Origin of the sequence: Chryseobacterium salviniae (assembly GCF_035819015.1) — a bacterium.
Taxonomy (GTDB): Bacteria; Bacteroidota; Bacteroidia; order Flavobacteriales; family Weeksellaceae; genus Chryseobacterium; species Chryseobacterium salviniae.
Window position 1 is genome coordinate 210,420 of record NZ_JAYLAA010000012.1, and the last position, 25,945, is coordinate 236,364.

Below are 25,945 nucleotides of genomic sequence, written 5' to 3' on the forward strand. Positions count from 1 at the left end.
TTAAATCTCCCACAGATTGCGCAGATTTTCACATAAAAATTAACACATGAGTCACAGAAGAGTTTTTTAAATATTGAAAATAGTGTAGAACACATTAGAAAAAAATCAAAGATTTTTTAAAACTCATGTGTTCTAAAATTTACGCAAAGCTTTATTCTTTAATCTAATGTGACTTATGTGTTAAAAAACCTTTTGCGGTTAAATCTCCCACAGATTGCGCAGATTTTCACATAAAAATTAACACATGAGTCACAGAAGAGTTTTTTAAATATTGAAAATAGTGTAGAACACATTAGAAAAAATCAAAGATTTTTTAAAAACTTATGTGTTCTAAATATGCGCAGCTTTATTCTTTAAATCTAATGTGACTTATGTGTTTAAAAAGCTTTGTGGTTAATTTATTTCCTTCGCAAATCCAGGTCATCAAAATCAAAGCTGAAATCCGTAATATCGGAAATCGGCTTCAGTTTCGCCGACTGTGCTTTTCCTGTTTCATCATAATTAAAAATAATGTAGGCATCGGCATCGTAGCTTCTGTCGTCCCATTTGATGATGAAAGAATTGTTGGAATACGGAAGCAACTCACCTTTTAATCTTGGAGAATTTTTGCATGAGATTCTGTAGGTATTTCCCTGCTGCGTAATTTCTACATCTCCAAACCACTGATCGTTGTACGTTCCTGTAAACTGCTCTGCTTTCGGCTGAAGGCTTTTATCTTTCCTGAAAGCTTCCGATTTGACAAAGGCTTCTTTTTTTTGCCGGTTAAAATCCTCGTCCATTTTTTTCACCCTTTCACTGTAAGTTTTCAGCCAGTTTCTGTCGGCCACTCCCAGATAAGAATCTTTCACGGTATTGGTAATTGTACTGAAAGCTGCTCCGGACTGTTGGTTGGTCAGCACCACAATTCCCAGCTTCATATCCGGAATTAAGGTAAACTGCGTAACCGTTCCGATAAGTCCTCCTGTGTGCTGAACCTGTTTATGGCCCTTCACATCGCTTAGAAACCAGCCTAAACCATATCCGTAGAAACTGGTATCGTAAGGATTTTTAGCGGCAACCGCTTCAGGAATCTGCAGGCTCCAGAGCTGCTGTACATTTTTATCCGAAACTAATTTTTTACCGTCTCTGGTGGTAAAATTATTAAGAAGACATTCTGCCCAAAGCATCATATCTTTGATATTGCTTAAAATTCCTCCGGCTGCATTGGCCGTTTCGTTCCAGTCGTGCGGAACTGCGATGGCTTTTCCGTCAACCGGAGCGTGTGCGTCAATCTTATTGGTAATCGCCTTTGCCCTGCTGTAACTTCCGAAACTTGAATTCATCCCCACCGGCTTCATAATTCTCTGTTCGATAAATTCGGCCCAGCTTAACCCGGAAACTCTGTGGATCACTTCTCCGGCTACAATGAACATGATGTTGTTGTAATCCAGCGTTGTCCTGAAAGGATTTTCCGGTTTTAAATACCGTACATTGCGGATAATATCGTTGACCGTTAAATTCCCGCCTTCCGGAAAGAACATCAGATCACCTTGTCCTAACCCTAATCCTGCTCTGTGCGTTACCAGATCTTTAATGGTTACATTTTGGGAAACATAGGGATCGTACATCTGGAATTCCGGGATGTATTTTGAAACGTTGTCGTCCCAGTTTAATTTTCCTTCATCGGCTAAAATCGCCAGGGCTGTACAGGTAAAACCTTTGGAGTTGGAAGCAATCCCGACCAATGTGTTGTCGTCCATTGGCTGTTTCGTGGTTAAAGACCGTACGCCAAATCCTTTAGAGTAAATTACTTTTCCGTCTTTGATGATTCCAACCGACATTCCCGGAACATCGAATGTTTTTAAGGTGTTCTGAATTAATTCATCCAGCTTGCTCTCTTCAATCTGTGCATGGGCTAAACCGAAAGTGAGCAAAAGAAGGAAAATAGAAAGTTTCTGCTTCATTTTTTTTGTTTAAAGGTAATAAATTATGATGTTCTGATTTAACCTTAATTTAAAACGTTTCATTCATCTCTTTTTAATGTTCGTAAAAAATCAGTTTCCGGAATTTTTTTAAGTTTATCTTTGTAAAAATTTAAACATTAACAATGAAAAAGAAAAAACTACTGACTTTATTTCTATTAATTTCCGGCCTAAGCTTTTATTTTTCCCAAGAAGTTGTCATTAAAGATGATAAGGTTCTGCTGGATGGGAAACAGATTCTGAAAGCCGAAAAAATAAATGTCCTGCAATATTCATTTTACAGCATGAAAGATGATGAAGAAATTCTCATGTTCAGACAAATGGATAATGAAACGCCAAAATATATGGACGATGATTATTATGTTTTAAATTTCTTAACTGAAAAAACAAAGGTTGAATCCACTGATTTTACAAAAATCTTAAATTTCATGAACTCCAGAAAAGCCATGGAAAAGCTGATCAAATGGTTATTAAAAGAAAGAGTGATCAATAATGATGGTGAATTGAATCCAGAAAGAGTGCAGACATTCAAGGAAAAATACGACGAAAATATTACCGACAGAACCTTTAGATAATGACCAAAATCCTTCTTCTCTCCGATTCTCATTCATTTATCGACGACCGCATTTTAGAGTACGCCGGTCAGGCGGATGAGATATGGCATGGCGGAGATTTCGGCAGCATGGAGGTGATTGAGCAGCTGGAAAAAATAAAACCGTTAAAAGGCGTTTACGGAAATATTGACAATGCGAAAATACGTTCCGAGTTTCCTGAAGTGAATCGTTTCTTTTGTGAAGATGTGGAAGTTCTGATGATTCATATTGGTGGTTATCCCGGAAAATATACTCCATTGGCAAAGCTGGAAATTGCTTCAAAAGCTCCTAAATTGTTTATTTCCGGGCATTCGCATATTTTAAAAGTGATGTCTGATCCGAAAAATAATCTGCTGCACCTCAATCCCGGAGCATGTGGAAAACAGGGATGGCACAAAGTGAGAACGATGATGCGGTTCGTGATTGACGGTTCGGAAATCAGGGATCTGGAAGTTATTGAGCTGGGACCGAAGTTTTAAAATAATTTTTAAACCATTAAGAAAAAAATTGAGGAGTTAAGAATAATAAGAGATTGCTTCGTTCCTCGCAATGACAGTACTATGAAAATTGGTGATAAAGTTTCTGTGGTAGATGAAGATTTGAGCGGGGTGGTTACTTCGGTCAACGGAAATATTGTCGTTTTTAAAGATGAGTACGGCTTTACGCATCAATATCCGAAAGAAAAGCTGGTTCCGAAAAGTTCGGATTTATATGAAAATATCAAAATTGTAAAAAAGGCGGAACCCAAGAAAAACATTTCGAAAAAGCATCAGAAAAATGCATTGGTCCTGGATCTGCACTTTCATAACCTGGTTAAAAATCCTAATGATTATGACAGTTTTGAAAGGCTTTTCATTCAAAAGGAAAGATTACTCGAAACGTTGAATTTTTGCAGGAAAAACCACCTCAAGAGACTGGAAATCGTTCACGGAATTGGTGACGGCGTCCTTCAGAGAATGGTTTTAGATGTTCTTGAAAGCCAGGCCGGACTTGATTTTTACAATAAGGAAATACTTCATCATCAATCGGGTGCTGTAATGATAGAATTTCACTAAATTTGCAGGAATTGATATATGAACATACTTAATTTACTTTTCACCAAAGACGGATTAACCTACCAGATTGCGAAAAACAAAAGCATTGTGGAAGAAAAATCCTATTTCAAAGATGAAGAATCTCCGGAGAATCTCATTTCAGATCAGCTGGATGAAGTATTGATCAAACAGCGGTTTGATGAAATTCATGTGATTTCTGCGCTTAATCATTTTACGCTGATGCCTGAAGGTTTTTCCGAGCATGAGGCCGGATTTGATCTTATCGCTTTTAATGCTCCTGTTGATAAAGAAAAAGAAGAGCTGATGCTGTCGATCAACGAGAAATTCAAGGTTCAGTTTTATTACACGTTTCCAAAGAATTTTTATAAAAAGATAAAGGAGCTGGCTGTGCCCGTAAATTTTAATTTTTCAGGCGAAAAGTTTCTCAATTCCATCCAAAATAAAAATAATAAAGAAATTCATATCAACCTGTATCACAATCAGTGTGAGTTTTTTGCCATTGATCAGAAGAAAATTATCTTATACAACAATCTGGATGTGAATTCTGAGGTAGATTTTCTGTATTTCATCATGTTTACTTTAAGCAAGATCGGCTTCGGAATCAATGAAACCCATTTCTTTGCCTACGGTGAAACGACGGAAAATGAAACCTTTATTTCAGAACTTCAGAAGTTTGTTAAAAATCTGAAAATCGTATACGATAATATTTCCAATAAAAATTTTATATTAAATTAGACTTGAAAAGTCAGGTCAAAGCGTATTTTCCTGACAGTTTAGCGTCTAAAACCCAACAATTATGTACAGAATCATTTCAGGCAAGTGGAAAGCCAAGAAAATAGCAGCACCGAGAAATTTTGATGTAAGGCCTACCACAGACTTTGCCAAAGAAGCGCTTTTCAGTATTTTGGAAAACACGTATGACATGCAGTCGGTTTCCGTGCTTGATCTTTTTGCTGGCATTGGCTCCATTACGCTGGAATTTGCTTCCAGAGGCTGTCAGGATATTACTTCCGTAGAAATGAACCCGAAGCATACAGCCTTCATTAATGCGACGGCTGCAGAGCTTGATATGGCTTTACAGGTAAATGTTCAGCGTGGAGATGTTTTCGACTGGCTGAAAAAATTCAGGAATAAAAAATCTTTCGAGATTGTATTTTCCGATGCCCCTTTCGAAATGGAAGAAAAGAAGTATCAGGAAATTATTTCTTTGGTTTTAAATAATAAATACCTGAAAGAAAACGGTGTTTTGGTGGTAGAGCATCAAAGCAGAATGAAATTTGACCATCCGAATTTAGTTGATACCAGAAAATACGGAAATGTAAGTTTCAGTTTTTTTGAACCGAATAAGGATGAAGTGACAGAAATACAAAATCAGGAATAATTTCCTGATTTTTTTGTTTTGATTTTAATTTTTTCGCATTTGCATTTACTGTAACTAATTTTTTGAGCTATTTCCCGCTTTCCATTACAATCTTTTTTTGCAAAAAAGGATTTTCATTGCAATCGGGGCTATTTAAATTTACTCATTAGTATGAATACACCCTTTTTGTCATTATAATACTTTTAATTCCAGATCGATGGTCTTCCCGAAAAATTTCTTTGAAATCTTCTCGAAGTTTTTGGTAAGATCCGAAAGGTAAAAATGATAATTCGGGTTTGGATTCTGATCATTCAGCAAATTGTATTTATCAAGAATACTTTTCAGGTGATTGGCCACGATATTCGGAGAATCAATCACCCGGACACGATTTCCGTAATACTGTTTGATTTCATCAATCAGCAAAGGATAATGCGTGCATCCTAAGATCAGGGTTTCAATATTTTTCAGCTTGCTGTTGCTCAGGTAATTGTAAATGATAGCGTGGGTAATCGGATGATTTTTAAAGCCTTCTTCAATGGCAGGCACCAATAAAGGCGTTGCCAGTTCATCCACCTTAATCCATTTATTATGCTTTCTGATGCTTTTTTTATACAAGCCTGAATTCACCGTTGCTTTAGTAGCAATTACACCCACATTATTATGAATTTCGTACGACACTTTTTCCGCAACGGGATTGATCACGTCGATAACCGGAACTTTTCCCGATACAGATTGCAAGACTTCGCTCAGGGCATTCGCGGTAGCAGTGTTACAGGCAATTACGATCGCTTTACAGTTCTGTTCCAACAAAAAATTAGTGATCTTCGTAGAATATTCAATAATGGCTTCCTTTGATTTTTCACCGTAAGGAAGGTGTTTGGTATCTCCGAAATAGATAAGGTCTTCATGCGGAAGAAGTCTCTTAATTTCTTTAGCAACCGTTAAACCTCCGACTCCGCTGTCGAAAATTCCGATGGGTTGCTTTGGTGAAAGATGTGAGTAATCTTGCTTTTTAGTTTTCAAATTGAACTGAAATTTTATACAAAAATAAGGAATTTGTTGGATGCAGGAAGTCGGATGCCGGAAGTTTTCGAAACTTGTTCTTTCAAGCGAGCACGAAAGACTTTAAGTCTAAACCATAAACAGATCCGCAGCGATTCCGTCTGCCATAAACCAATGTTTTTCCGGGATTTTCAAATGATTATCTTCGATGATTAAAATTCCTTCTTCAAGCTTTGATTTAATTTCTTTATGGAAATATTCCATTATTTCACCATTGAATTTTTCATTCAGACTATTGAGATCAACGCCCCAGATTGTCCGCAAACCGATCATCATCATTTCATTAAACTGATCTTTCTGCGAAAGGATTTCCTCTTCTTTAGCCAAAATACCGGATTGTAATTTTTTAATGTATTGCTGATTATTGGCAACATTCCAGCTTCGTTTATCAAAACCATTATAAGAATGCGCAGACGGACCTATTCCGAGATACTCTTTGTATTTCCAGTAAGAAGAGTTGTGCCTGGAGTAAAATCCGGGCTTTGCGAAATTAGAAACTTCATAATGCTCAAATCCGTTATTTTTCAGAAAATCTGATAAATAATAGAATTCCCGGTTCTGTTCTTCTTCTTTAGGGCTAATTACCTTCCCTTTTGAAATCCAGTTTTCCAAGGCCGTTTTGGGTTCTACCGTTAAGGCGTAAGAAGAAATATGCGGAACTTCCAGCGCAATGGTTTTATTTAAATTTTCCTTCCAGATTTCCAAATTGGAAGTTGGCGAACCATAGATTAAATCAATGCTCAAATTTTCAAACCCGAAATCCTGGGATCTTTTGATAGAGTCTTCCGCCTCGTTGGCAGTATGGACACGGTTCATCAGTTTTAAATCTGCTTCAAAAAAACTCTGGGTTCCGATTGATAAACGGTTTATTGGAGAATCAGCCAAGCCTTTCAGAAAGGTTTTATCCAAATCATCAGGATTCGCTTCTAAGGTGATTTCAATATCGTTTTCAAAACTGAAATATTTTAAAACTTCATCAATTAAAGATTTGATTTCATCCGGCGAAAGAATGGAAGGGGTCCCCCCGCCAAAATAGAGCGATTGCAAGTTTTTGTTTTGTAATTCATCTTTCCGGAGAAAGATCTCTTTCTTCATCGCAGCCAGCATTTCATCTTTAAAATTCAGAGATGTTGAAAAATGAAAGTTGCAATAACTGCATTTTTGCCTGCAAAAGGGAATGTGAATATAGATCATAAAAAAAGCCCTGAAAATTTCAGAGCTCAAATGTATTTAAATTAAATCAATTAATATCTATAACCTCTGTGGTTAATGAAGTTATCGAAGTTATACCCTACCCCGATCATGAAGCTGTTTCCTCCATATTCCTGAATATCAGATAAGCCTAAGTTGTAAGTAGCTCCAATCATGAATTTGTTGAATCTTACTTTTACAACCGGGGCAATCTGTAATTGCTGGCTGTCGAATCTGTTCTGAACAGATCTGTAGCTCACTCCGAAAGAGAATGCATTGATATCATTAAAGAACGTTGCCATTAAGTTATAATCAATTGTTCTTGTAGAGTTGGTGTTAAGGTTGATTAATGCAGAAGGCGTGAAATAGATGTTATCACCAACATACCAGTCGTAACCTAAATTCAAGAAGAATTTAATCGGAGAAGGCTCACGCCCGTTTACGATAGCTTCATCGTTTGTAATGGCGATATCGTTTACGGAAACTGCTGCGAAGATATTTCTGTACGTTGCCGCAACCCCAAAGTTGGCATATGCCATGAAAATATTGCTTTCGCTTCCCTGTAATAAAGGGTCTGAAGCATCCTGAGTGTTAATTTTTGAATAATCAAAATTCATGTTGTATAAGCTTACGCTTGTACCGAAAGAGAACTGGTCTTTTCTGTCTCCTTCGCTGCTAAGAGGAATAAAATATGATGCACCAGCTGTAATACCTCCTGCAGAAATAGGGCCATTACTGTCTCTGAATACAGATAAACCTGCTCCTACTCTATCAAAGATGTTCGCATTGATCCCCACCGATTGTACATTTGGAGACTCGCTGAACTTCGAAAATTGCTGCTGATAGTTAAGATTAAGTTGCACATAGTCAGTTTTTCCGTATTGTGCTGGGTTGAACAGAAACTCACCATCCAAAAGGTATTGTTGATAGTATGGTAATGTTTCTTGTGCTTTGTATGCATTTGACAAAAGAGCTAAACATACGATAGCATATAGTTTTCTCATAACAAATCTTGATTTCAATTCAACAAATATAAAAAAATTCTCAATATATTTTTAGTTTTCTAAATAATTTCTCCATTTTTTTACAGCATCCGCCATATCTTTCGGCATTGGGCTTTCAAAATATAATTCCTTTTTTGTAGTGGGATGTACAAAACCTAAAGTATGCGCATGGAGCGCATGTCTTGGCAGAATTTCGAACACATTTTTTATAAACTGCTTATACTTAGGAAGATTCACTCCACGGAGAGGGGTATGGCCTTCATACCGTTCATCATTAAATAACGTATGGCCGATATGTTTAAAGTGTGCTCTGATCTGGTGCGTTCTTCCGGTTTCCAATTTGCATTCTACCCAGGTCATATATCTGAATCTTTCCAGAACCTTATAGTGCGTCACGGCATGTTTTCCCTGGCTGCCGTCTTCATAGGTGTGCATCTGCATCCTGTTTTTAGGATGGCGGCCGATATGGCCTCTTATCGTACCTTCATCATCCTGCACATTTCCCCACACAAAAGCCCAGTAAAGCCGCTTCGTTTTCCTGTCGAAAAATTGTTTAGCCAAAAAGCTCAAGGCATACTCATTTTTTGCAATCACAAGAAGGCCGGAGGTGTCTTTATCAATCCTGTGAACCAATCCTACCCTGTCGAGATCAGATTTTTCACCGTTTTGTTCAAAATGATAGGCTAAAGCATTCACCAAAGTCCTGTCCCAGTTTCCAAATCCGGGATGTACCACCATTCCCGGATCTTTATCTACAACGATCAGATCATCATCTTCGTACACAATATTAATAGGAATATCCTGAGGAATAATGAAATTTTCCCTTGGCGGATGCGCAAGCAATACGGAAATCTGGTCTCCGGGCTTTACACGGTAGTTCTGCTTTACGGCAACACCGTTAACGATAACATTACCCGCCCTGCAGGTCTGCGAAATTTTATTTCTTGAAGAATTCTGCCGGAAGATTAATAAAAATTTATCGATTCTCAGAGGTTCCTGGCTCTTATCCACTGTGATATTAAGGTGCTCATACAGCCCTTTATTTTCCTCATCAATATCAATATTATCAATACTGTTTTGTTCTGATAATTCTTCATCGAAAAAATCTTCGTTATCTTCTGCCATTGTTATATTTTTTATGCAAAAGGCTTCAACATAATGAAAGTTGAAGCCTGTATTTTTATGGGAAGCCGTTGTTATTCTACAACTATTTTTTTAGCTTTCGGCTTTTCTGCAGTTTTCTGTGTGGCTCCAGCAGGCTTATTAGCTGTATTGGTTCCGGTAGTATTGGAAGCCGGAGTTTTCGCTTTTGACGCATCATTTGCTGAAGAAGTTGTTGTTTTTCCTCCAGGTTTCTGAGTATTCGTTTTCTGAGTCTCTGCTGGAATCGTTGAATTCTCCTTTTTAGGCGTCGCAGCCGGTGGAGGCGGAATATCATTAGTCTGTTCCGGATATATCGGCATTTCCTGATACTGAATTGGCGGCAAACCTGTGTCAACCTTCATTCTGTAGATGGAATTAAGTTCTTCTATTTTTGCTCTCAGCTCAGCCGGCGTTCTCTTACTTGCCCAGAGATCCATCTGCATTCCCTGATCTCTCACATCTCCTGCGGCAGGATCCTGATAATAGATGATATCCGATTCGTCTTTACTGCCGTCTTCATGCTCTACAAGGCCTACTTCAAACATGCTTCTTGCAATGATGGCCCTTGCTTCTTTTACGGTAAGCCCCACAACATTAGGAATAGTAATGTTTCTTAGCGGTCCCGAACCTATCACGACATCTACTACAGAAAATCTAGGAAGTTTTGTTTTAGGTTTTACAGCCGTTCCTTTATACAATATTCTTAACACCGCATCTTTCTGAATGCTCGGCTCAAAAATGGTATCTCCAACTTTTAATCCTACCTGTTCCAATCTCTGGAAAGCAAGACCCGAATATTTATTGATTACATCAGGAACTTCCACTCTGGCCCAGGTTCTCGGATTTACTTTCAGCTGGATTGCTCTTCCGTCTTTTACGCGTGAGCCAGGAGCAGGATACACCTGCAATACCTGGAACGGTCTGTATTTCGGGTCATATTTAAAGCTGTCCACTTCATAATCCAATCCTGAATCATCCAATATTTTGATTGCTTCCTGTACCGATTTATTGACAATATTGGGAACCGGAATTTCCTGACCATGGTTGGTGTGATACTCCAGCCAGCGGAATGTAAGCCAAACCAATCCCACGAAAACACCGATGGCAACAACTAAGTTCAGTAAAACTTTCCAATTGAAAAGTGATTTAAGCATACTAAAAATACTATAATTAGACAGCAAATATAATTAATATTTTAGAATGTGCTTCGATTTCCGTTCAGCATTTTCGTTTTCAAAATTTAAGAATTTCCAAAATTGCATGATATAAAATCATTAAATTTGCCCTAATTGATATTTTAAAAATATGAGCAAAAAAAGTGTTGCTGTAGTGATGGGAGGCTATTCTGAAGAATACATCGTATCATTAAAGAGCGGGCAGCTGATCTATGATTCTCTGGACAGAAATCTTTATGATGTGTATAAAGTGGTTATTCTTCGGGATGAATGGTATTTTTTAGATGAAAATAACCGGAAATTTCAGATTAACAAAGGTGATTTTTCTGTAACAACAGATAATAATACATCGCTGAAATTTGATGTCTGCTTCAATATCATTCATGGAACTCCTGGTGAAAACGGAATCCTTCAGGCGTACTGGGATGCCATCGGCCAGAAATACACCGGCTGCGATTTTTACCAAAGCGCACTTACGTTTAATAAAAAAGATACTTTAGCCGTACTTTCAAAATACGGGATTCCTTCTGCAAAAAGTGTTTACCTGAGAAAAGGTGAAGACATCAATGTGGAAGAAATTATTGAAAATATTGGTCTTCCTGTTTTTGTAAAACCCAACCAGTCGGGTTCTTCACTGGGAATTTCAAAAGTAAAAGAAAAATCAGAACTTATTGCCGCTACAGAGCTTGCCTTCAAAGAAGATGATGAAATTTTAATTGAAAGCTTCCTTGACGGAATGGAAGTATCCGTAGGTGTTGTTGATTACAAAGGAGAAGCGATTGTCCTAGGCATCACGGAAATTGTTCCTAAAAATGAATTCTTTGATTACGAAGCTAAATATGAAGGAGCCTCGGAAGAAATTACTCCTGCCAGAATTAATGATGAAACAAGAATTCGTGTAGAAGAAATTGCGAAAAGAGCGTACAATTCGCTTGGCATGAGTGGCTTTTCAAGAAGCGAATTCATTCTGATGGATGGAATTCCCTACATGCTGGAAATGAATACCAACCCCGGTTTTTCTCCCGCAAGCATCCTTCCGCAGCAGGCTAAAGTTTACGGAATTGCCATATCAGATCTTTGTGGAAACGAGGTTGAAAAAGCACTTAATAAAAAATAAACTCAGATATTAGAGGTGTGAAGTGAACGGTTTGTACAACCTGAAACCCGAAACCTGAAACTCAAACTATTTTACGCATGAAAATTGCTGTTTTTCCGGGTTCATTTGATCCCATTACTTTAGGACATTACGATATCATAGAACGGGCTGCACCGCTTTTTGATAAATTAATTATTGCCATCGGACAGAATTCCCAAAAGAAATATATGTTTCCTCTGGAAAAAAGAATGGAATTCATCCAAAATTCCGTCGCTGAATTTCCAAATGTGGAGGTTGATTATTTTGAAGGCCTTACCGTAGATTACTGTTTTGAAAAAAACGCACAATACATCATCAGAGGATTAAGAAATCCCGCCGATTTTGAATTCGAAAAAGCGATTGCCCACACGAACAGAACTTTAGCCCACAAAAAACTGGAAACGGTATTTTTACTGACTTCATCCGGAAAATCATTCATCAGCAGCAGCATTGTAAGGGAAATCATCAATCATGGCGGGGAATATGAGCTGCTGGTTCCGGACTCGGTGAGAGTAAAGTTATAAGTAATGGGTAATGAGGAATTTTTATAACTATGGATTTCAATCAGTTATTTAGAAATCGAACTAAGAAATTTTCTATTGCCATCATTAAATCACTGTCACCATTGCCTTATTCTGATGATTTGTCTGTGATAAGAAAACAGGTTATTAGATCTGTAACTTCAGTTGCCTCTAACTATAGAGCAGTTTCAAGAGCAAGATCTGAAAAGGAAAAGTTTGCCAAGATATGCATTGTCGTTGAAGAAATTGACAAAACTCAATTTTGGCTTGAACTTATTGAGGAACTTCAATATTTAAATCAGGAAAAGATTATACATTTAAAACAGGAATGTGAAGAATTAGTAAAAGTTATGACGAAGTATAAGTTTACATTATCCCAAAATATAACATCATAATTTATATTACTCATTGCCCATTACTTATTACCCATCATATGCACGAACAGTTCAATTTTGCCATAGAAGTTCTGGGAACGATATCCTTTTCGATGTCGGGAAGTTTTGCGGCCATGCAGAAACGGCTTGATCCGTTCGGTGTGCTGATCATTGCTTTTGTAACTTCTGTTGGAGGCGGAACGGTAAGAGATTTACTGTTGGACATTCCGGTGTTCTGGATGCATGATCTCCTGACTTGTGCTTTAATTATACTCACCAGCATTTTCACCATGGTTTTCAAATCTTTTGAAAAAAATTTCAGAGTAACATTATTTATTTTCGATAGCTTCGGGTTGGGATTATTTACCATAATCGGTGTGCAGAAAGGCCTTCATGCAGACATACATCCTTTAATCTGTGTAGGATTGGGAACCATTACGGGCTGTTTCGGAGGAATTATCCGGGATATCCTGCTCAACAGAATTCCTTTGATTTTTAGGAAAGAAATCTATGCAACCGCCTGTATTGTGGGAGGGTCTGCATTTTTGTTATTAACAGAATTCACCACTTTATCATATACCATCATTCAGATTTTTACCATTCTGCTGATTGTTTCCATCAGAACTTTAGCCGTAAAATACCATTGGCAGATCCCGAAATTTTATGGGTATGAAAATAATTCTGAAATGTAAAATTAATTTTAACCATTAAGATTACCTAAAAAAGCTTAGAATATCAGCCAATTTAATTAAAATAAAAAAAGCACCTGATTTCCCAAGTGCATTTCTATCTTAAATTAAAGTTTTTAATTAAAAGAATTTCCCTCTGTTTCTCATATTAGGATTGTGCATGTGCTTTTGCATGGATGGCATTTTCAGCTGATCCTTCATCATTTTGATCTGATCGGTCATCATTCCCGCACTGTCCAGTCTTTTTGCCTCTTCCAGCAATTTTTGTCCTTCCTGTTTTCTTCCTTTGGAAATTGCCGCAGCAGCAAGATTTAAGGTAGCCATAGCACGGTCGTGCTTCATATTCAAACCATATTCCAAAGCTTTTTTCATGAGTGGCTCCACTTTTGTCGGATGATCCTGTGCCTGCGTTAATCCTGTAAGGTAATGAAAATACCCGTACTGAGATTGGTGAAGCTGTGCCTGGTAATTTGTGATATTTTTCAGCCAGCTTGCCGCTTTTTCCATATTCTGTTTCCTCAGCTGCCAGAAAGCCAGCAAAATATATTCATTTTTAAAGAAAAGCAGAATGGGAACTCCAGCCAAAAGGAAAACAACAATTCCCCAACCCAGATTTCTGGTAAAAAGCATCATATAAAGTCCTAAAAGAATCAGAACTGCTGCAACAGCAAGTTTTATATATTTATTCATTATTAAATTTTAGAAGTGCAAAGATAATAAAATTAAGGTTTAGTGGTTAGGGTTCAGAGACTAAAGTTCAAGTTTCAGAATGTAGAACTTCAAGCCTGAAAACCTTGAACTTTAAATTTTTTCGTAGGTCTGAAAACAGAAATCATATTGATTCTTTTCATCTTTTTCATAGCATTCTTCGTTTACCTTTTTCCACACTTTAGAATCAATCTTTGGAAAAAAAGTATCTGCTTCAAGATCAGCTTTCACCAAAGTCACCTCAAGCCTATCGACGAGATCCATTGTCTGCTCATAAATTTTACCGCCGCCAATAATGAAAATATCTTCATCAATCTTCTTTGCAAACTTGATGGCTTCCTTAATGCTTCCCACAATCAGAATCCCTTCTTCAAACCAGTCGTTCTTTCCGGATATAACAATATTCGTGCGGTTGGGAAGCGGCTTTCCGATGCTTTCGTATGTTTTTCTTCCCATAATCACCGGGTGCCCGGAAGTAATCTCTTTAAAGTGTTTTAAATCTTTCGGAAGATGCCAAAGTAACTGATTTTCGAAACCTATTTCGTTCTTTTCTCCCATTGCCACGACTATTGTTGTCATTCAAATTATTTTTTACAAAATTAGCACATAATTTGTATATTTGATCAGCACAAAAAAATATTAAAAAAATTAAACTATGAAAAACAGAGGCTGTCTGAGCGCCGGAACTATCGGCATTGCTCTTCTGATTATTGTTGCGGTTTTATTCTTCTGGGGAAAAAGCGGCTACAATAATTTTGTAACGAAAGAACAGAACGTTAATACAAAATGGTCTAATATAGAAACGGTTTATCAGAAGAGAGCCAACCTCATTCCTAACCTGGAAAGAACGGTAAAATCTTATTCTAAATTTGAGCAGGAAACATTGACCAAAGTGGTTGAGGCCCGTTCAAAAGCAACATCCATCAACATCGATCCTACCAATATGACGGAGCAGGATCTGGCAAAATTCCAGGCTGCACAGGGAGAGTTATCAGGGGCATTAAGCAGATTGATGGCCGTTGTGGAATCCTATCCGAATTTAAAAGCAGACCAGCAATACATTAATTTCCAGAGAGAATATACTGCCATTGAAAACAGCATCCGTACAGAAACAGTGTATTACAACCAGGCAGCTCAGGATTATAATACAACTATTAAAAAGTTTCCGAACAATATTCTGGCGAACTTTACCAACTTTAAAGAAAAACCGTATTTCAAAGCTGCAGCAGGCGCTGAAAAAGCCCCTGAAGTATTCACTGAATAATGGCTAAAAATTTCCTAACCAATCAGCAGATAGCTTCCCTCGTAGAAGCTATTCAGTCAGCAGAAGAACATTCTACCGGCGAAATCCGCGTACATATTGATTCCAATACGGACCATGACAATGCGAAAACAGCGTTCAGGGTCTTTGAAGAATTGTGCATGGGAAAAACGGCGGAAAGAAATGCTGTGCTTTTTCATATAAATTTCAAACAAAAATACCTTACCATTATTGGTGATACCGGTATTCATGAAAAAGTACACCAGTCGTACTGGGATCATCTGCATGATTTTATGACTTCTGAATTTGCCAAAGGAAATTATTATAAAGCACTGAAAAGTGCGATTCTGGAAACCGGCCTTGAACTTAAAAAACATTTTCCCGTAACGGGAGAAAACCCCAACGAGCTGCCTAATGAAATTACCTTCTCTTAAAATAGTATTTTCATTTTTACTTGTATGCTTTTACACATTTGTATCAGCACAATATTCGATACCGAAAAAGCCGGCGGTTTTATATCCTGTTTTCGACGAAGCCAATCTTCTTTCAGAGCAGGAAAAAAACGATCTTAATAAAAAACTGATTGCTTTCTCAGATTCCACTTCCACGGAAATTGAGGTCATCATTATCAAATCTACGAAAGGAGAAGATGTAAATTTCCTCGCAACCCAATTTGGTGAAAAATGGGGAATCGGGCAAAAAGATGTTGACAATGGTGTTGTCTTTTTAATTGCAACCGAAGACCACACCATGTCGATCCAGCAGGGACGGGCGGTGGAACAATACTTAACGGCCTCAGTTGCAGGACAGATTCTTGATTACATTGTTACCCCGCATTTTAAGCAGGGCAAATGGTTTGAAGGAATTGACCGGGGAACTTCTGCGATCATGGAAGCGGTGCAGGGAAAATTCAAGCCTTTAAAGAAGAACCAGAAGAACGAAAGTGGAGGACTTATTAAAATTATTATCATCGCTTTTGTGATCTTCATTATCTTTGCCATCCTATTCGGAAACAGAGGAGGCGGAAATGATGATGACGACGACGTTATCCTTTCAAGAAGAGGCCGAAGGAATTATTCCGGCGGATTCTTCCCATTCCCGGGCAGCTTCGGAGGCGGTGGTTTTGGTGGAGGAAGTTCCGGCGGTGGCGGTGGCTTCGGCGGATTTGGCGGCGGCGGAAGCTTCGGCGGCGGCGGTGCTTCCGGTGGATGGTAATTCCAATTATTCTTTTTCTTAATCTTTATACTAATATAACTGTGTATTTTAGAAGGACAAGTACACAGATTTTTATATTTAAATTAATAATCTGTATTTAGTTATTTCTTAATTAAATCCTTTTAAACTGTATTAAAAATTAATAGACATGCTCAAAATCTGTTTTTAATCTAATTTTTTTTCATTATATTTACTGAAAACAGGTTATGAAGAAGACGTTGGTAGTTTTTGCGCATCCTTATTTAGAGCACTCCAACTCAAATGCAGAGCTCATCAATTTTTATGTTCGGCACCAGCATTTTACTTTAAGAGACCTTTACGAAGAATATCCCGACTTTCATATCGCAGCATTCAGGGAAAGGAAAAGAATTAAAAACTACGAACGTTTTATCTTTCAGTTTCCGCTGATCTGGTTTGGAATGCCACCTCTCCTGAAACTCTGGATTGATGAGGTATTTGACCGCGACTGGCTCAAGGAGGGAAATTATAATCCACTGAAAGGAAAGGAAGTTTACATCCTCGTAACGACAGGAGGAAAAGAAAGATCATTCCACAAAGAAGGAACGTATAAATTTACAGTTGAAGAACTCATCAGCGGGCTCATCGTTTCACTAAGCGTATTTAAGGCCGATATCAAAAATATTAAAATCGTTTACCAAGCCAATAAACTTTCAAAGAAAGAAATTATAATGCACAAACAGGAGTTTTCAGAACTTCTTAATCAATAAAGTATGGAGACAAGCTTAGCCATGAATACCCTTTTATTTCTGGGCGTTGCCATCATTATGGTTCCGCTGGCAAGGAAATTCGGACTAAGTTCTGTAATCGGATATATTGCAGGCGGAATAATTATCGGTCCTTATGTATTGAAGCTCACCGGAAGAGATGTGGATGACATCATGCATGCCAGTGAGTTTGGCGTGGTGATGTTGCTTTTTCTGGTTGGATTAGAACTTGAGCCAAGAAAGTTTTGGGACATGCGGAAGAAAATTATCGGATTGGGGCTTACTCAGATGCTTCTTACCATTTCATTGCTTTTTCTGGTTTTTATATTGGTGGGATGGCCTTTAGACAAATCGATTGCCATTGCCATGTGTTTTGCGCTCTCATCTACGGCCATTGTTTTACAGACTTTACAGGAAAAAAACAACTTAAAAACAATGGCAGGGGAAGCTTCATTTTCCACGCTTTTATTTCAGGATATTGCGGTAATTCCTATTTTGGCGATATTGCCGCTGATCGCTCATTACAAGGCTAGACATCAGGATAATGAAATTCAGGTACTCATTCAGACCCTCCCGGAGTGGATGCAGTTTGCCACTGTAATTTTAGGCGTTGTGATATTGATTTTACTCGGAAGATACGTCTTCGTTCCATTTTTAAGATATGTTTCAAAATCAGGCATGACGGAATTATTAACGGCATCTTCCCTATTTCTGGTGATCGGAGTTTCAGAATTAATGGTTGCCATAGGATTGTCGCCAGCTTTGGGCGCTTTTCTTGCAGGCGTAATGCTTGCCAACAGTGAATTCCGGCACGAGCTTGAAGCGCATATTGATCCGTTTAAAGGGTTACTGCTCGCCGTTTTTTTTGTGAGTGTAGGTTCAACAATGAATTTTAATGTTATTCAGGATGATCCGCTTTTCATTTTTACTACTGTTTTTGCGGTGCTGATCATTAAGTTTGTCGTACTCTTTTCAATCGGGAGATTCTTCAAAATCGATACGCCTCAAAGCCTGTTTTATGCATTTGCACTTTCTCAGGTAGGGGAATTTGCATTTGTGCTTATCAACTATGCTTCCAACCTTTACCTTTTCGGCCCAGAACTTAATGCGCAAATGATGGCTGTTACAGCAATTACCATGTGTATCACTCCGTTTCTTTTGATTATTAATGATAAACTGATTACGCCGCGTTTTATCAAAGAGGTTCCGGATTCCGATAATGATTTTAATATTCTGGAAGGCGATCGCCATCAAAAGAAAATTATTATTGTAGGATTTGGGCATTTTGGAAGTACGGTGGGAAGGCTTTTGAAAGCTAATAAAATTTCTGCCACGGTTTTAGACAGGGATTCTGACCGTGTGAAATTATTAAGGAGCTACGGTTTTAAGGTATATTACGGCGATGCCACGAAAATTCCTACGTTACGCGCTGCCGGAATTGAAGATGCCAAAATCCTTGTCCTTTGCCTGGATGATCCGGATGACAATAAGTTTGTCGCAGAAATAGTGCGGGAAAATTATCCTCATGTGAAAATATTCGTTAGGGCTAAAAACAGGATTGATGCCTACGATTTTTTAAATAACGGAATTAATAATATTTACCGTGAAACCCTCGGTACAGCGGTTGACATGGCGGTTGACGTACTTCATGAAACAGGAATGCGGAAATATGCGGCAAGACGTCTCGGACAGAGATTTATGGCCATTGATAAAGAATCCATCAGAAAACTTGCCAAGGCCGAGGAAGATGATGAGATCCATCTTTTCACCACGAAAGAACTCCTCCAGCGAGAGGAGGAGTTACTGGCTTATGACAATCTTAATTTTACAAATAATCAGTGGGAAGATTCTTCAAATGATGAAGAGGGAAATGATAAATAATTAATAAATGCTTACGCTTCCACCACTGCTTTCCTGTTTCGTTACGGAATTGATATTTCCTTTTTTAGAAACATCTACACTTCCTCCTGAAGAAGCTTCGGCATGAATTGATTTTGCTGCGCTGATCTCAATACTTGCTCCGCTTGAGGCTTCAGCTTTCAGATTATCTGCAACAAGATTCTTGGCAGAAATACTGCTTCCGGATGATGATGAAACTTCTGCATTTTTAGCTTTCCCCGAAAGATCCATGCTTGCTCCTGAAGAGGCATCAATATCAAGATCTACCGCCCATATTTTTCCAGAGAAACTGCTGCTGCTTCCGGCAGAAATATCAAAATCATTCGCCTCAAGATTTCCGCTTACAGATCCTGCGCTGGAAACGTCAATACTTGTTTTTTCCTGAACGAATTTATCTTTAACAGCGATACCGGCTGCAGAATTGGCTTCTAATTTCGTAAAATCTTTAGCATAAATTTTTGCGGTAACATTATGGTTATTCATTACCCGGATCCCTTTTTTATAATGAATGTGGAGTTCGCCGCCGCTGATATCAACCAATACGTCATCAATAATATTTTCCGGAGCCGAAATCACTACTTTTTCTACATCCGATTTTATAATTTCAGCTTCTATTGCCTGAGAAACTTCAATCTCGTCAAAATTACCTGTTACCTGTTTTTCTCTTACCGGTCCGTGATCGGTATTTACCACTTTTTCTACCCAGTCGCCTTCCTCGGTATTGTGATTCTTTTCTTTCCTGCCATCACATGATGCCAATACTACGAATGTCGAAAAGATAATAAGTTTTGTTGATTTCATATTCAATGGTTTTATGATTACCTTATTTAGAGACACCTAATTTATAAAAAATATTACATCTGTTTTAAATATAACTGAACTGTACTTAATTCACATTATATTTTTAATGTAAGATTTAATATCTTTAGGCATTATTAACAAATCATTTATGAAGAAGATTTCATCAGTATTATTAATTTCTGCGTTAGCATTTAATCAATCCTGTACCACAATGAAAAGCACTGAAACTCAAAAGGAAGTTCCCACACCGGACGCTTCTCTGTCGTCGAACCCTTTTATGAAGAAAAGCAAACTTCAGTACGAGGCACCGGAATTTGACAAAATTAAAGATGAACATTTTAAACCGGCATTTGATTTCGGATTGAAGCAGCATGATGCTGAAATTCTGAAGATCGCCAATAATCCTGAAGCTCCAACTTTTGAAAACACATTGGTAGCTTTGGAAAAAAGCGGCGAAATTTTGAAAAGAGCCCTTATCGTTTTTTCAAATCTTACCAGTGCCAACACCAACCCTACCTTACAGGCTCTGGATGAAGAATATGCACCGATCTTTGCGGCACATTCCGATAAAATGTATCTGAATGAAAATCTTTATAAAAGAATAAAAGCCATTTCGGAAAACGGACTTGACTCCGAGAGCAAAAGACTTTTACAATATTATAAACAAAACTTTGAAATTGCAGGAGCCAATCTTTCCGCAGCGGATAAGGAAAAATTAAAGCAAATCAATCAGGAATTGGCTTCTTTGTCTACCCAGTTTTCTAATAAATTACTGGAAGCGAGAAAGCAGGGCGGCGTTTTCTTTACAGACGCAAAAGAACTTGACGGGCTTTCTTCCGATGAAATTGCAGCTGCCGCCACCGATGCCAAAAATGCAGGGAAAGAAGGCCAGTATCTTTTGGCTTTACAGAACACAACCCAGCAGCCTCTTCTTCAAAACCTGAAAAACAGAGCGACAAGAGAAAAATTGTTCAAAGCATCATGGACGAGAGCTGAAAAAGGAGATGCCAACGATACCCGTGAAACGATTGAGAAACTTGCTAAATTAAGGCTGAAAAAAGCACAGATTTTAGGTAAAAAAAGTTTTGCTGAATGGAAACTTCAGGATCAGATGGCAAAAACTCCCGAAGCTGCCACGAAATTAATGAACCAGATTGCCACTCCTGCTGTAGAAACTGCAAAACATGAGGCGAAAGATATCCAGGATCTTATTAATCAGCAAAACGGAGGATTTGAAGTAGAACCGTGGGACTGGAACTTCTATGCAGAACAGGTGAGAAAAGCTAAATTTGATCTGGACGAAAGTGAAATCAAGCCTTATTTCGAGATCACGACCGTTCTGGAAAAAGGAGTTTTCTTCGCTGCTGAGAAATTCTACGGACTGAGTTTCAAAAAGAGAACTGATCTTCCGGTTTACCATCCCGATGTCGTAACGTATGAAGTTTTTGATCATGACGGTAAATCTATTGCGATCTACTATCTTGATTTCTACACAAGGGATTCTAAAAATGGCGGCGCATGGATGAGCAATTTTGTTGAGCAGTCTTATTTACTGGGCACGAAACCTGTGATTGTGAACTGCTACAATTACCAGAAGCCAGCCCCTGGAAAACCTTCATTAATCAGTTTTGATGATGTTTCAACGATTTTCCATGAATTCGGGCACTCCATCCACGGAATGTTTGCCAGCCAAAAATACCCATCTCTTTCAGGAACCAATGTACCGAGAGATTTTGTGGAGTTCCCTTCGCAAATCAACGAACACTGGGCGCTGGATCCTGTGGTTTTGAAAAATTATGCGATTCATTACGATACCAAACAGCCGATTCCGCAGGCTTTAGTTGATAAAATCAAGAAAGCGGCTACTTTTAACCAGGGTTATATGACTACAGAACTGGTATCTGCTGCCGCACTGGATATGGATTGGCACACCGTAACTAATGAAAGTGAGTTAATTCCTGTTTTAGATTTTGAAAAGCAGTCTTTAGCAAAGCATGGCTTTACTTTATCAACAGTTCCTCCAAGATACCATACGCCATATTTTGCACACATCTGGGGTGGCGGTTATTCGGCCGGATATTATGCTTACCTTTGGTCTGAAACACTAGATAATGACGCGTGGGAATGGATTAAAAATAACGGCGGACTGACCCGGGAAAATGGTGACCGTTTCAGAAAGTATATTCTTTCAGTAGGAAATTCGGTTGACCTGAATCAGGCATTCAGAGATTTTACGGGCCATGATCCGGATATCAAACCTTTATTGAGAAACAGAGGATTTATTAAATAAACTTTTTAAAGCATCCATTTTCTGGATGCTTTTTTTATTTTTAAAGACTGTGAAAAATTATAAAGTAACTTCTTTATACATCTGCCTGTTCTGTAGGAATTATAAGTTTGGGCTAAAGCCTAGTGAACTGATTATTTTTAAGCCGGGCTAAAGCCCGCCTCTATTGATATAAACGTTGTGTATTGGTGAAATATTCTTGTAATTTTGTGTTCAAATAAATAAAGAAATGAACTGTCCCTGCTGTTCCGGAAAAACCTATGAAGCATGCTGTAAGCCTTACCACACAAGAGAAAAATTTACTCCGACAGCGGAAGCTTTGATGCGGTCAAGATTTTCAGCTTTTGCCATTCCGAATGGTAATTATTTAATGGAAACTACCCTTCCCAGCAAAAGAAAGTATCATAGTAAAAAAGATTTACAGGAATGGGGAGAGCGTAATACCTGGACGAAGCTGGAAATTGTAAATAAGCCTTCTTTAAGTAAAATAGAGTTTAAAGCTTTCTATACTGATGAGAATAACGAACCGCAGATTCATCATGAATTATCAACTTTTAAGATGATTCAGAACCGTTGGTATTATGTGAGCGGTGAATTTTTAGAGTAAAGAAACTTTAATCAGAATTAAGACTTTAGATAAAATATAAAAAAAATGTCCGAAAAAAAAATCGGACATTTTATATTAGTGAGCTTCGTTTCCGTCAACTCCATGAGCGTGACCGTGAGCCAGCTCTTCCTCTGTTGCAGGACGCGTATTCAAAACTTCTACCTGGAAATCTAAAACTTTTCCGGCCATCGGGTGATTTAGATCCGCTACTACCATTTCAGGGGTTACTTCTATTACAAACGCCTGGAAATTATTCCCCTGGTTATCGGATAATGGTAAAATTGCTCCAACCGGCGGAGTTCCGGATTCCTGGAACATATCGATCGGCAACTGTGCAATGGCATCCGGCTGTCTTTCACCGTAAGCTTCTTCCGGCTGAATTACAAATGATGCTTTATCTCCAGCCTGTAATCCCAAAATATTCTGCTCAAATTTTGGAATCATCATTCCAACACCGTACAAAAACGTTAGTGGATTTTCTGCTGTGGTCTCTTCTACAAGAGTTTTACTCCCGTCTTCTTCGATGGTGTGAAGGATGTAACTTACAGCTACAACATGATTGTTTTCGATTGTCATATTTTTTTCTTTTTTTCGTGAATTTTCACGATTAACGTTACAAATATACTGTTTTTGGAATCATTGGGCGAAGAATAACGGGTAAAGAAGCATCCTTCACATTCTACTTCTGCCCTCTCGTTTCCTTTCTTTTTTTCTCTCTCAGCACAAAGAGATAGAGGCTTTCTACTTTTGCTCTTGCCTAGGAAGTTTTCCTGAGGAACTTCAGTGAGGAGCTGATGCTCGGGTTATCGGTAAAACATTTAATGCTGATCTGCTCGCTCAGCCTTTCAAAGCCGTTGTAATATTCTACCAGCTCTTCAAGAATGGCATCAAGCCGTTTGCCGTGAAGGGGATCTTTAGATTGCTGTTCCATGGTGTAAAAGTAGAAATAATTTGGTAATCGATCACCAGCAATCCCAAAATAAGATTTTTCTGAATTTAATTCTGAAATTTGTGTTTAGTAGAACTATTATTTACTTTTCTTTCTTTTCCGGCTCCGGTTTAGGTTTTTTATTTTTAAGAATGTTTTCTGTCATGCCTTTAAAATCTTCAGTTTTCATAATCACCAGATTATTATCGGAATTCCAGATGCTGACAAATTTTTTAGAAATAGTCGTGTAATTTTCCCAGCCTGTAAATTTCTGATACAGCATGAGGGTACAGATATCTGTGGGAGTAATCGTCTGCCAGTTTTCAATAACATGGCTGTGCATTCCGCTTACCGTATGGCCGATTGTTTCATCATTAATCTTTTGGACAATCATACTGTTGTGAAGTTTTTCAACATGTTTAACCTGATCTTTATTATCGAAAGTGATAAGATAATCATTCCCAAATATAACGGTATTTCCGGTAGAAGCAGCTGTCAAAACATATACTTTTTTGATTTTATTTCTGATCAGCGGAATGATATTAAGGTTGGTATCTTTATAAATTTTAAAGATCGAATCATTCTGCATTCTTTTTAAAGCGTTTTGCCTTATTGTAAAATATTCGGTTTCTTTAGGGGTAAAATCTCTTTCGACAAGGTCAAGTTTTGCGTCTTTAGGATTGTAGTTGGCCGGAAAGCAGATGGTACCAATCACTTTTTGGCTTTTAGAGAAAAAAATACATTTGGGGGTGCCTTCGTCAAGATAGGAGAAGTATCCGCCAATATTATCCCTGTTTTTATAATGCTCAATAAAAATATCAGTGCCGTTCCAGCTGGTCATTTCGCTTTGATACAAGGCAATTCCTTCTTCGCTGATTTCTTTGGAAAGCTTATCAGGATTTTGCCCTGCTGCAGGAAAAATGAACAATACAGCAAGTACTGTCAGAATTTGTTTCATGTTAGTTAGTTTTTTCAAAAATAGGGATAATAATGTTGAGTACCATCATTCTTAGTTCTCATTTATCTTTTTTACATTTACATTATGAAAATTCTGCATACTGCCGACTGGCATTTGGGTAAACGTCTCGACCGCTTTTCAAGGCTGGAAGAGCAGGTTTTGGTATTGGAGGAAATGATACAGGTGGCCAATGAAAACAATATCGATCTTGTTCTTATTGCCGGAGATTTATTTGATAATTTCAACCCGGGTGTTGAAGCCGTTCAGTTATTTTATAAAACATTAAAAAGATTATCATTAAACGGGAAACGGCCGGTCATTGCTATTTCCGGAAACCACGATTCCCCAAATCTTATTGATGCGCCCGATCCTCTGGCCCGTGAATGCGGGATTATCCTCATCGGCCATCCTAAAGCCATCATCACTCCTTTTGAACTGGAACATTTCAAAATTTCAAAATCTGCGGAAGGATTTATTGAAATTACTTTCAAAAATTATGATTTTCCCGTAAGAATTCTTCACACGCCTTATGCCAACGAAATCAGGCTGAAACAATATTTCGGCGAACAAAAAGAAGCAGAACTCAATAAAGTTCTTGCAGAGCACTGGCAGAAAAATGCAGATGAGTTTTGTGATGAAAAAGGAGTAAACCTGTTGATGGCCCATTTGTACATGAACAAAAAAGGATCTCCTCTTCTCGATGAACCCGAAGGCGAAAAACCTCTTAAAATAGGAAATGCAGACCTCGTCTTCTCAGACAGCATTCCTTCTCAGATTCAATATACCGCACTGGGACATCTTCACCGCTTTCAGAATATCGGAACCGATGAAAAACCGGTTGTGTATTCATCTTCTCCCCTTTGCTACAGTTTCAGTGAAGCAGGACAAACCAAATATATCGCTATTATTGAAGCTGAGCCAGGCAAAACGGTTCAGTTTGAAAAAATTCCGGTCAGAAACGGCAAATGCCTCGAAAGGAAAAGCTTTGACTGTATCGAGAAAACAGTGGAATGGCTGAACGCCAATCAGAATACTTTTGTAGAACTGACTCTGGAAAGCGAAACCTTCCTGAAAGCTGATGAAAGAAAACGCTTGTACCAGTCACACAACGGGATTGTCCATCTCATTCCCAAAGTTAAAGATCAGGAATTAAAAGAAAACCAGCTTCGGGATATCAACCTTAATCAGGATATCCAGTCTTTGTTCAGAGATTATTTTAAATCCAAAAATGGTGGACAGGAAGCCAACCAGGAACTCATCAATCTGTTTAACGAAATTCTTAATCCGTAATTT

General features: G+C 38.1%; 28 protein-coding genes and 1 pseudogene. 17 read left to right on the plus strand and 12 right to left on the minus strand.

From position 1 onward, the window contains the following. Positions 1-398 precede the first annotated feature (398 nt). Entirely contained in the window at positions 399-1,943 is a 1,545-nt protein-coding gene (locus SOP96_RS02945; protein ID WP_326319729.1) for a serine hydrolase, read from the minus strand. A gap of 143 nt (positions 1,944-2,086) precedes the next feature. On the opposite strand from SOP96_RS02945, the gene SOP96_RS02950 reads away from it, so the two are divergent. The 5 genes from SOP96_RS02950 to SOP96_RS02970 all read left to right on the plus strand — a co-directional run bounded on the left by SOP96_RS02950 (position 2,087) and on the right by SOP96_RS02970 (position 4,990). Next, positions 2,087-2,536: a hypothetical protein gene (locus SOP96_RS02950; protein WP_326319730.1), complete on the plus strand. Its 450-nt coding sequence runs from the start codon at positions 2,087-2,089 to the stop codon at positions 2,534-2,536. Further along, positions 2,536-3,033, plus strand: coding sequence for a metallophosphoesterase family protein (locus SOP96_RS02955; protein ID WP_326319731.1), 498 nt, complete (start codon positions 2,536-2,538; stop codon positions 3,031-3,033). The genes SOP96_RS02950 and SOP96_RS02955 overlap by 1 nt, the downstream gene beginning before the upstream one ends. Before the next feature lie 81 nt (positions 3,034-3,114). Next, a complete protein-coding gene (locus SOP96_RS02960) occupies positions 3,115-3,609 on the plus strand; it encodes a Smr/MutS family protein (protein ID WP_326319732.1) in 495 nt (164 codons plus the stop codon). Positions 3,610-3,627: 18 nt separating this feature from the next. Further along, complete coding sequence (locus tag SOP96_RS02965; protein ID WP_326319733.1) at positions 3,628-4,344, plus strand: DUF3822 family protein; 717 nt, start codon at positions 3,628-3,630, stop codon at positions 4,342-4,344. 61 nt (positions 4,345-4,405) lie between these two features. Then, complete coding sequence (locus SOP96_RS02970) at positions 4,406-4,990, plus strand: RsmD family RNA methyltransferase (RefSeq protein WP_326319734.1); 585 nt, start codon at positions 4,406-4,408, stop codon at positions 4,988-4,990. Between the two features lie 171 nt (positions 4,991-5,161). Here the strand turns inward: SOP96_RS02970 and murI are convergent, their stop codons facing one another. From murI to SOP96_RS02995, 5 genes are all read right to left on the minus strand, one after another. Next, positions 5,162-5,992 carry a glutamate racemase gene (murI, locus tag SOP96_RS02975; protein ID WP_326319735.1) on the minus strand — a complete coding sequence of 277 codons (831 nt, stop codon included), beginning with the start codon at positions 5,990-5,992 and terminating at the stop codon, positions 5,162-5,164. A gap of 108 nt (positions 5,993-6,100) precedes the next feature. Beyond that, positions 6,101-7,225, minus strand: coding sequence for a radical SAM family heme chaperone HemW (gene hemW / locus SOP96_RS02980; protein ID WP_326319736.1), 1,125 nt, complete (start codon positions 7,223-7,225; stop codon positions 6,101-6,103). 50 nt (positions 7,226-7,275) lie between these two features. After that, positions 7,276-8,226: a PorP/SprF family type IX secretion system membrane protein gene (locus SOP96_RS02985; protein ID WP_326319737.1), complete on the minus strand. Its 951-nt coding sequence runs from the start codon at positions 8,224-8,226 to the stop codon at positions 7,276-7,278. A 51-nt stretch (positions 8,227-8,277) separates the two neighbouring features. Next, on the minus strand, positions 8,278-9,351 hold the full coding sequence (locus tag SOP96_RS02990) for an RluA family pseudouridine synthase (RefSeq protein ID WP_326319738.1): 1,074 nt from the start codon (positions 9,349-9,351) through the stop codon (positions 8,278-8,280). A gap of 71 nt (positions 9,352-9,422) precedes the next feature. Continuing rightward, positions 9,423-10,523 carry a PASTA domain-containing protein gene (locus SOP96_RS02995; RefSeq protein WP_326319739.1) on the minus strand — a complete coding sequence of 367 codons (1,101 nt, stop codon included), beginning with the start codon at positions 10,521-10,523 and terminating at the stop codon, positions 9,423-9,425. Positions 10,524-10,674: 151 nt separating this feature from the next. On the opposite strand from SOP96_RS02995, the gene SOP96_RS03000 reads away from it, so the two are divergent. The 4 genes from SOP96_RS03000 (at position 10,675) to SOP96_RS03015 (ending at position 13,266) form a co-directional block, all read left to right on the plus strand. Beyond that, the gene (locus tag SOP96_RS03000; protein WP_326319740.1) at positions 10,675-11,661 is read left to right on the plus strand and encodes a D-alanine--D-alanine ligase; all 987 of its coding nucleotides are present in this window, start codon (positions 10,675-10,677) and stop codon (positions 11,659-11,661) included. 77 nt (positions 11,662-11,738) lie between these two features. Continuing rightward, the gene (coaD, locus tag SOP96_RS03005) at positions 11,739-12,203 is read left to right on the plus strand and encodes a pantetheine-phosphate adenylyltransferase (protein WP_326319741.1); all 465 of its coding nucleotides are present in this window, start codon (positions 11,739-11,741) and stop codon (positions 12,201-12,203) included. Between the two features lie 29 nt (positions 12,204-12,232). Continuing rightward, a complete protein-coding gene (locus SOP96_RS03010) occupies positions 12,233-12,595 on the plus strand; it encodes a four helix bundle protein (protein WP_326319742.1) in 363 nt (120 codons plus the stop codon). Positions 12,596-12,633: 38 nt separating this feature from the next. Further along, positions 12,634-13,266: a trimeric intracellular cation channel family protein gene (locus tag SOP96_RS03015; RefSeq protein WP_326319743.1), complete on the plus strand. Its 633-nt coding sequence runs from the start codon at positions 12,634-12,636 to the stop codon at positions 13,264-13,266. A gap of 117 nt (positions 13,267-13,383) precedes the next feature. On the opposite strand, the gene SOP96_RS03020 is transcribed toward SOP96_RS03015, so the two are convergent. Further along, a complete protein-coding gene (locus SOP96_RS03020; RefSeq protein WP_326319744.1) occupies positions 13,384-13,953 on the minus strand; it encodes a DUF2892 domain-containing protein in 570 nt (189 codons plus the stop codon). A 111-nt stretch (positions 13,954-14,064) separates the two neighbouring features. Next, positions 14,065-14,550: a dihydrofolate reductase gene (locus tag SOP96_RS03025; protein ID WP_326319745.1), complete on the minus strand. Its 486-nt coding sequence runs from the start codon at positions 14,548-14,550 to the stop codon at positions 14,065-14,067. A gap of 76 nt (positions 14,551-14,626) precedes the next feature. Between SOP96_RS03025 and SOP96_RS03030 the strand changes: the two genes are divergently transcribed. The 5 genes from SOP96_RS03030 (at position 14,627) to SOP96_RS03050 (ending at position 19,053) form a co-directional block, all read left to right on the plus strand. Continuing rightward, a complete protein-coding gene (locus SOP96_RS03030) occupies positions 14,627-15,235 on the plus strand; it encodes a LemA family protein (protein WP_326319746.1) in 609 nt (202 codons plus the stop codon). Beyond that, a complete protein-coding gene (locus tag SOP96_RS03035; RefSeq protein ID WP_326319747.1) occupies positions 15,235-15,666 on the plus strand; it encodes a TPM domain-containing protein in 432 nt (143 codons plus the stop codon). Before SOP96_RS03030 ends, SOP96_RS03035 begins: the two co-directional genes overlap by 1 nt. Then, positions 15,647-16,447, plus strand: coding sequence for a TPM domain-containing protein (locus tag SOP96_RS03040; RefSeq protein WP_326319748.1), 801 nt, complete (start codon positions 15,647-15,649; stop codon positions 16,445-16,447). The genes SOP96_RS03035 and SOP96_RS03040 overlap by 20 nt, the downstream gene beginning before the upstream one ends. Before the next feature lie 206 nt (positions 16,448-16,653). Beyond that, positions 16,654-17,175, plus strand: coding sequence for an NAD(P)H-dependent oxidoreductase (locus SOP96_RS03045; protein ID WP_326319749.1), 522 nt, complete (start codon positions 16,654-16,656; stop codon positions 17,173-17,175). Positions 17,176-17,178: 3 nt separating this feature from the next. Further along, positions 17,179-19,053, plus strand: coding sequence for a monovalent cation:proton antiporter-2 (CPA2) family protein (locus SOP96_RS03050; RefSeq protein WP_326319750.1), 1,875 nt, complete (start codon positions 17,179-17,181; stop codon positions 19,051-19,053). On the opposite strand, the gene SOP96_RS03055 is transcribed toward SOP96_RS03050, so the two are convergent. Continuing rightward, the gene (locus SOP96_RS03055; RefSeq protein ID WP_326319751.1) at positions 19,054-19,872 is read right to left on the minus strand and encodes a head GIN domain-containing protein; all 819 of its coding nucleotides are present in this window, start codon (positions 19,870-19,872) and stop codon (positions 19,054-19,056) included. A 148-nt stretch (positions 19,873-20,020) separates the two neighbouring features. On the opposite strand from SOP96_RS03055, the gene SOP96_RS03060 reads away from it, so the two are divergent. Both SOP96_RS03060 and SOP96_RS03065 read left to right on the plus strand, forming a co-directional pair. Next, positions 20,021-22,162 (plus strand): M3 family metallopeptidase, encoded by a 2,142-nt coding sequence (locus SOP96_RS03060; protein WP_326319752.1) that lies wholly within the window; start codon positions 20,021-20,023, stop codon positions 22,160-22,162. A gap of 226 nt (positions 22,163-22,388) precedes the next feature. Then, the gene (locus SOP96_RS03065; RefSeq protein ID WP_326319753.1) at positions 22,389-22,766 is read left to right on the plus strand and encodes a YchJ family protein; all 378 of its coding nucleotides are present in this window, start codon (positions 22,389-22,391) and stop codon (positions 22,764-22,766) included. A gap of 75 nt (positions 22,767-22,841) precedes the next feature. On the opposite strand, the gene SOP96_RS03070 is transcribed toward SOP96_RS03065, so the two are convergent. From SOP96_RS03070 to SOP96_RS03080, 3 genes and pseudogenes are all read right to left on the minus strand, one after another. Then, entirely contained in the window at positions 22,842-23,342 is a 501-nt protein-coding gene (locus SOP96_RS03070; RefSeq protein WP_326319754.1) for an FKBP-type peptidyl-prolyl cis-trans isomerase, read from the minus strand. 184 nt (positions 23,343-23,526) lie between these two features. Beyond that, a pseudogene (locus SOP96_RS03075) lies at positions 23,527-23,697 on the minus strand (VF530 family DNA-binding protein); the annotation flags it as partial. A 100-nt stretch (positions 23,698-23,797) separates the two neighbouring features. Then, positions 23,798-24,652: a hypothetical protein gene (locus SOP96_RS03080; RefSeq protein WP_326319755.1), complete on the minus strand. Its 855-nt coding sequence runs from the start codon at positions 24,650-24,652 to the stop codon at positions 23,798-23,800. 84 nt (positions 24,653-24,736) lie between these two features. Here SOP96_RS03080 and SOP96_RS03085 point away from each other — a divergent pair, with 84 nt between their 5' ends. Then, positions 24,737-25,942 (plus strand): metallophosphoesterase family protein, encoded by a 1,206-nt coding sequence (locus SOP96_RS03085; protein ID WP_326319756.1) that lies wholly within the window; start codon positions 24,737-24,739, stop codon positions 25,940-25,942. The last annotated feature ends 3 nt before the right edge of the window (positions 25,943-25,945 follow it).

Bases quoted from the DNA above. Each gene is read 5' to 3' on its own strand.
- SOP96_RS03070 (WP_326319754.1), bottom strand. From the start codon at position 23,342: ATGACAATCGAAAACAATCATGTTGTAGCTGTAAGTTACATCCTTCAC.
- SOP96_RS03040 (WP_326319748.1), top strand. From the start codon at position 15,647: ATGAAATTACCTTCTCTTAAAATAGTATTTTCATTTTTACTTGTATGC.
- SOP96_RS02970 (WP_326319734.1), top strand. From the start codon at position 4,406: ATGTACAGAATCATTTCAGGCAAGTGGAAAGCCAAGAAAATAGCAGCA.
- SOP96_RS02990 (WP_326319738.1), bottom strand. From the start codon at position 9,351: ATGGCAGAAGATAACGAAGATTTTTTCGATGAAGAATTATCAGAACAA.
- SOP96_RS02950 (WP_326319730.1), top strand. From the start codon at position 2,087: ATGAAAAAGAAAAAACTACTGACTTTATTTCTATTAATTTCCGGCCTA.
- SOP96_RS03065 (WP_326319753.1), top strand. From the start codon at position 22,389: ATGAACTGTCCCTGCTGTTCCGGAAAAACCTATGAAGCATGCTGTAAG.
- SOP96_RS02995 (WP_326319739.1), bottom strand. From the start codon at position 10,523: ATGCTTAAATCACTTTTCAATTGGAAAGTTTTACTGAACTTAGTTGTT.
- SOP96_RS03010 (WP_326319742.1), top strand. From the start codon at position 12,233: ATGGATTTCAATCAGTTATTTAGAAATCGAACTAAGAAATTTTCTATT.
- SOP96_RS02965 (WP_326319733.1), top strand. From the start codon at position 3,628: ATGAACATACTTAATTTACTTTTCACCAAAGACGGATTAACCTACCAG.
- hemW (WP_326319736.1), bottom strand. From the start codon at position 7,225: ATGATCTATATTCACATTCCCTTTTGCAGGCAAAAATGCAGTTATTGC.
- SOP96_RS03025 (WP_326319745.1), bottom strand. From the start codon at position 14,550: ATGACAACAATAGTCGTGGCAATGGGAGAAAAGAACGAAATAGGTTTC.
- SOP96_RS02960 (WP_326319732.1), top strand. From the start codon at position 3,115: ATGAAAATTGGTGATAAAGTTTCTGTGGTAGATGAAGATTTGAGCGGG.
- SOP96_RS02955 (WP_326319731.1), top strand. From the start codon at position 2,536: ATGACCAAAATCCTTCTTCTCTCCGATTCTCATTCATTTATCGACGAC.
- SOP96_RS03050 (WP_326319750.1), top strand. From the start codon at position 17,179: ATGGAGACAAGCTTAGCCATGAATACCCTTTTATTTCTGGGCGTTGCC.
- SOP96_RS03085 (WP_326319756.1), top strand. From the start codon at position 24,737: ATGAAAATTCTGCATACTGCCGACTGGCATTTGGGTAAACGTCTCGAC.
- SOP96_RS03045 (WP_326319749.1), top strand. From the start codon at position 16,654: ATGAAGAAGACGTTGGTAGTTTTTGCGCATCCTTATTTAGAGCACTCC.
- SOP96_RS03035 (WP_326319747.1), top strand. From the start codon at position 15,235: ATGGCTAAAAATTTCCTAACCAATCAGCAGATAGCTTCCCTCGTAGAA.
- SOP96_RS03015 (WP_326319743.1), top strand. From the start codon at position 12,634: ATGCACGAACAGTTCAATTTTGCCATAGAAGTTCTGGGAACGATATCC.
- SOP96_RS02945 (WP_326319729.1), bottom strand. From the start codon at position 1,943: ATGAAGCAGAAACTTTCTATTTTCCTTCTTTTGCTCACTTTCGGTTTA.
- coaD (WP_326319741.1), top strand. From the start codon at position 11,739: ATGAAAATTGCTGTTTTTCCGGGTTCATTTGATCCCATTACTTTAGGA.
- SOP96_RS03060 (WP_326319752.1), top strand. From the start codon at position 20,021: ATGAAGAAGATTTCATCAGTATTATTAATTTCTGCGTTAGCATTTAAT.
- SOP96_RS03020 (WP_326319744.1), bottom strand. From the start codon at position 13,953: ATGAATAAATATATAAAACTTGCTGTTGCAGCAGTTCTGATTCTTTTA.
- SOP96_RS02985 (WP_326319737.1), bottom strand. From the start codon at position 8,226: ATGAGAAAACTATATGCTATCGTATGTTTAGCTCTTTTGTCAAATGCA.
- SOP96_RS03030 (WP_326319746.1), top strand. From the start codon at position 14,627: ATGAAAAACAGAGGCTGTCTGAGCGCCGGAACTATCGGCATTGCTCTT.
- SOP96_RS03055 (WP_326319751.1), bottom strand. From the start codon at position 19,872: ATGAAATCAACAAAACTTATTATCTTTTCGACATTCGTAGTATTGGCA.
- SOP96_RS03080 (WP_326319755.1), bottom strand. From the start codon at position 24,652: ATGAAACAAATTCTGACAGTACTTGCTGTATTGTTCATTTTTCCTGCA.
- SOP96_RS03000 (WP_326319740.1), top strand. From the start codon at position 10,675: ATGAGCAAAAAAAGTGTTGCTGTAGTGATGGGAGGCTATTCTGAAGAA.